Source organism: Mesorhizobium sp. M7A.F.Ca.CA.004.04.2.1 (assembly GCF_004022825.1).
Classification (GTDB): domain Bacteria; phylum Pseudomonadota; class Alphaproteobacteria; order Rhizobiales; family Rhizobiaceae; genus Mesorhizobium.
In genome coordinates, this window is sequence record NZ_RZPH01000424.1 from 1 (window position 1) to 4,845 (window position 4,845).

Sequence of the window (4,845 nt, forward strand, 5' to 3'; positions counted from 1 at the left end):
ATTCTGGACCTTGGCGAGCAGGCGCCGCGAGGCTTCCAGACCGGCAGCGTCCGGCACCGGATGAGCCGCCTCGATGATCTCGATGCGCTCGCAGGTCGCGCCATAGCCATAGCGGGTGACGACCAGCCCTTCGATGGGGCCGTCCCACGCTTTCTCGAACGCTGCCGCCATCTGCGCCGAGCCTTTGCCCGCGCCGATGACAATGGTGCGGCCCTTCGGCTTGGCCGGCAGATGATCCCGGATGGTTCGTTCCGGGTCGGCGGCGGCGATGGCGGCGTTGAAGATGGAGGTCAGGAATGCCTTGGGATCGAGCACGGTCATTCGGCGTCCCGAGGCAATGCCAGGCCGCGCTTGTCGACGCCCAAATGATCGCATAGCGCATCTACGACGACGCCGTGATCCTCGCGCTCCGGCAGTCCGGAGACGGCGATCACCCCGATGACGCCGGCGCCCTTGACGGTCACCGGAAAGCCACCGCCGGCCAGCACGTAGTCGGCAATATCCAGCCCTTCGCCGATCTTGAAGCTGCGGTCCGGGCGCTGCTGTTCCAACACCATACGATAGGTGCTTCTCAGGAACCGCTTGACCACATTGGTCTTGCGTCGCGCCCAGTCGGGGTTCGAGGCGTTCGAACCCGGCATCGCGGCGTAGAACAGCGGCCGATCCCACAGCCTGATATCGACAATGATGGGCATGGCCTCGGCCAGTGCCCGCTCACGGATCGCCGCGCCGATCTCGAAGGCGACGGCCTCGTCGAAGGCCGGGAAGACCAGCGTCTCTTCCTGCTTCTGGATCAGAGCGATGTCGTCCGCAGCGGCCATTTTCTTTCTCCGAAGTCAGTCACAAATCGTGTGTACGACAAGCTCCGCCCGGTCAAGCTTCCGTCGCGGCGATCGTGTTGCCCCGCCAGGGTCGACCCCCACTCCGTCGAGCTGCGGTCCTCTCCCCTCGGGGTGAGGGGGTCTCACCCCGCGATCATATCCGCCTTGGCTGGCCGCCCCGCCACATAAACTTCGCGGACAGTGCGGTCGTCGCCCAGCGTCTGAAGCAGGAAAAGTTCCTGCGCCAGCGTCTCGACAGTCTCCATCCTGAGCCGCATCGCCGGCGTTGCCCTGGCGTCGAGCACGACGATGTCGGCATCGGTGCCCTCGTCCAGCGTGCCGATCTTGTCGGCCACCGACAGCGCCTCGGCATTGCCGCGCGTCATCTGCCAGAAGGACTGGAGCGGGTTGAGCTTCTCGCCGTTCAGCGCGATCACCTTGTAGCCCTCGTCCATGGTGCGCAGCATGGAGTAGTTGGTGCCGCCGCCGACATCGGTGGCGGCGGCGATCCGGATCGGCTTTTCGCGGCGACGAAAGCGCTGATAGTCGAACAGGCCGGAGCCGAGGAACAGGTTGGAAGTCGGGCAGAACACCGCCACCGAGCCACTGTCGGAAAGCGCATCCGCTTCGCGCTCCGAGAGATGGATGCAGTGCCCGAACAGGCTCTTTTTGCCCAACAGCCCGTAGTGCTCGTAAACGTCGGTATAGTCGCGCGACCACGGGTAGAGTTCCTGCGTGAAAGCGATTTCGGCGTGGTTTTCCGACAGATGCGTCTGCATGTGCAAATCGGGATGTTCGCGGCACAGCGCGCCCGCCATCTCCATCTGCTCCGGCGACGAGGTGATGGCGAAGCGCGGCGTGATGGCGTAGTGCTGCCGTCCCTTGCCGTGCCATTCCTTGATCAGCGCCTTCGTGTCGTCGTAACCCGATTGCGGCGTGTCGAGCACGCCGTCGGGCGCATTGCGATCCATCATCACCTTGCCGGCGATGTTGAGCATATTGCGGTCATGCGATTCGGCAAAGAAGGCCTCCGCCGAAGCCTTGTGCACCGAACAGTAGGCGGCAACCGTCGTCGTGCCATGGCGCACCATTTCGTCGAGGAACAGCCGCGCGATGCGGCGGCCGTGCTGGGCGTTGGCGAACTTCGTTTCCTCCGGAAAAGTGTAGGTTTTCAACCAGTCGAGCAGTTCTGCCCCATAGGAGGCGATGACCTGCATCTGCGGAAAATGCACATGCGCATCGATGAAGCCGGGCAGCAGCAGATGCGGCCGGTGGTCGATTTTCTTCGCCGTCTTGCCGGCCTGCTTTTCAACATCGGCATAGGTGCCCGCAGCGACGATCCGGCCGTCGCGGATCAGCAGGCCGCCGTCCTCCTCGTAGCGCCAGGCGGAATGATCGTCGATGGTCTGCGGCCAGCGCACGAAGGACAGCGTGCGGCCGCGCAGAAGTGTCGAGTTCATGCTATCTCCCTGCGCCTTCGAACCAGGCCACCAGCAGCGCCCGCTCCTTGTCGGTGATCTGGCTGACGTTGGCGGGCGGCATGGCGTGGCTGCGGCCGGCCTGCAGATAGATCTCGCGGGCGTGGTTGGCGATGTCGGCGTCGGTGTCGAGCATCACGCCCTTGGGCGCATGATAGATGCCCTCATAGACCGGCTCCGCCGCGTGGCACATCGAGCAGCGGCCGAGCACGGTGTCGCGTACGGCCGGGAAATGCGCTGAAGCGACATAGATTTGCGCCGCCGCAGATTCCCTGGGTTCGCCGGTCAGCACTTTCGGCGCGGTCGACAGCCAGATGATGACAATGAACAGGACAAGTGCCGCCATCCAGGTCCAGGTCGGGTTGCCCTTGCGCGCGTGGACCGAGTTGAAATAGTGCCGGATCAGCACGCCGATGATGAACACCAGCGAGGCGATGACCCAGTTGAACTCAGTGCCGAACGCCAGCGGATAGTGGTTCGACAGCATCAGGAACAGCACCGGCAGCGTCAGATAATTGTTGTGGAGCGAACGCTGCTTGGCGATCTTGCCGTATTTCGGGTCGGGCTTGCGGCCGGCGATGAGGTCGGCGACGACGATCTTCTGGTTTGGGATGATAACCATGAAGACATTGGCCGACATGATCGTGGCGGTGATGGCGCCCAGATGCAGAAAGGCGGCGCGGCCGGTGAACAGGTGCGTCAGCCCCCAGGCGATGAACACCAGCACGCAATAGAGCACCAGCATCAGGCCGGTATCGCTTTTTCCCAGCGGCGAGCGGCACAGCAGATCATAGACCACCCAGCCGACGCCAATCGTTGCCAGCGACAGCAGGATGCCTGTAGGCACCGACATCGGCAGCACGTTCGGATCGATCAGGAACAGATCGGCTCCGGCGTAGTAGACGACGCACAGCATGGCGAAGCCGGACAGCCAGGTGGCGTAGGATTCCCATTTGAACCAGGTCAGGTGTTCCGGCATTTCGGCTGGCGCCACGAGATATTTCTGGATGTGGTAGAAGCCGCCGCCATGCACCTGCCATTCCTCGCCGAAGGCGCCGACGGGCATGCCGGGACGCTGGCGCAGGCCAAGGTCGAGCGCGACGAAGTAGAAGGACGAGCCGATCCAGGCGATGCCGGTGACGACGTGGAGCCAGCGCACGGCAAAACTCAGCCAGTCCCAGAAAATCGCGAAATCCATCATTGAAATCGTCCCTGCCGATCGGGCGACTTTACGGGTTGGAGCGCAAACGGAAAGAGGCGAGGTGCACGATGACTTTCAAAAAAAAATGGAAAATACTAGGGTAGTCACACGCAGCAGGATGGGAGCCGCCCGAAGGCGGCCTCAGGAAAGCCACTAAACCGCATGGCCTATCTCGACAACATTGCCGTCTTCGTTCGCGTGGTCGAACTCGGCAATCTGTCGGCGGCCGGGCGCGACATGCGGATTTCGCCGGCGGTCGCCTCCAACCGCATCAAGGAGTTGGAGAAGCACCTAGGCGTGCGTCTGTTCAACCGCACGACGCGGCAATTGATGCCGACCGAGCATGGCACGGTTTTTTACGGGGGCGCAAAGCAGGTGCTGGAGGCGATCACCGAAGCGGAAGCCGCGGTCTCGGCGCTTTCCGGTCAGCCGCGCGGCACCATCCGCGTCACCGCCCCCTTGGGCCTCGGCCGTCGGTTGGTGGCCTCGGGCATTCCCGATTTTCACGACAAATACCCAGACATCGAGGTGAGGCTGAGGCTTTCGGATCACAATGTCGACATCATGAAGGAAGGCATCGACGTCGCCTTCCGGCTCGGCATCATCGAGGATTCCAGCCTCAGGATGCGCGGCATCATGGAATGCGAGCGCGTGCTGGTGGCGGCGCCGAAATATCTCGAGGCGCGCGGCGAACCGATCGAGCCGCAGGAACTGATCGGCAAGAAGCACGACTGCCTGATGCTGCGTTATTCCGGCGCGCGCGAATATGTGTGGACGCTGCAGACCCCCACAGGCCCGCAGAAATTCGAGGTGCACGGGCCATATGACACCGACGATGGCGACGTGCTGACCGGCTGGGCGCTTTCAGGCCGCGGCATCATCAACAAGCCGCGCTTCGAGGTCGAGCCATTCATCCGCGACCGGCGGCTGAAGGTGATCCTGAGCAGCACGCCACCGACACCGGTGCAGTTCGCCGCCGTGTATCCGCACAAGAAGCTGCAGGATCCAAAAGTGCGGCTGCTGCTCGACTTCATGGCCGAGCGCTGCCAGCGACTGATCAACGATCTGCTAGCTGGGAAATAATGCTGGCCTCCACGTGACCGGCGGTTGGCCCAGCGCCAGCGGTTGCCATCCCCTGAAGTGGCGAACATAGTTCGGGTGGTATTTCGTCTCGCAGGCACCATCGATGGACAGCGGCGCCACAATGCATCTTGCCGTTTCGCTGTTTCCGGGGATCGCCGACCCATCGCCGGAACCGGGATTCAGCCGCCTGACTGGTTTCGTGCAAACGGCCGAAGCAGCGGGCCTGGACATGGTGCTGCTTGCCGATTCCGCACTGGCGGCC

5 protein-coding genes are annotated in these 4,845 nt (G+C 63.1%); 1 reads left to right on the forward strand and 4 read right to left on the reverse strand.

The window, feature by feature from the left end; all coding sequences use genetic code 11:
* From EN893_RS19075 to EN893_RS19090, 4 genes are all read right to left on the reverse strand, one after another.
* On the reverse strand, nt 1-321 hold a 321-nt coding region (locus EN893_RS19075), incomplete at its 3' end, for a DUF4147 domain-containing protein (RefSeq protein ID WP_127272660.1).
* Nucleotides 318-821: a heme-degrading domain-containing protein gene (locus tag EN893_RS19080; protein ID WP_127266493.1), complete on the reverse strand. Its 504-nt coding sequence runs from the start codon at nt 819-821 to the stop codon at nt 318-320. The genes EN893_RS19075 and EN893_RS19080, both read right to left, overlap by 4 nt.
* Before the next feature lie 143 nt (nt 822-964).
* A complete protein-coding gene (gene guaD / locus EN893_RS19085; protein WP_127266492.1) occupies nt 965-2,281 on the reverse strand; it encodes a guanine deaminase in 1,317 nt (438 codons plus the stop codon).
* Between the two features lies 1 nt (nt 2,282).
* Nucleotides 2,283-3,500 (reverse strand): urate hydroxylase PuuD, encoded by a 1,218-nt coding sequence (locus EN893_RS19090; RefSeq protein WP_127266491.1) that lies wholly within the window; start codon nt 3,498-3,500, stop codon nt 2,283-2,285.
* A gap of 162 nt (nt 3,501-3,662) precedes the next feature.
* Between EN893_RS19090 and EN893_RS19095 the strand changes: the two genes are divergently transcribed.
* Nucleotides 3,663-4,583: a LysR family transcriptional regulator gene (locus EN893_RS19095; protein WP_027039874.1), complete on the forward strand. Its 921-nt coding sequence runs from the start codon at nt 3,663-3,665 to the stop codon at nt 4,581-4,583.
* The last annotated feature ends 262 nt before the right edge of the window (nt 4,584-4,845 follow it).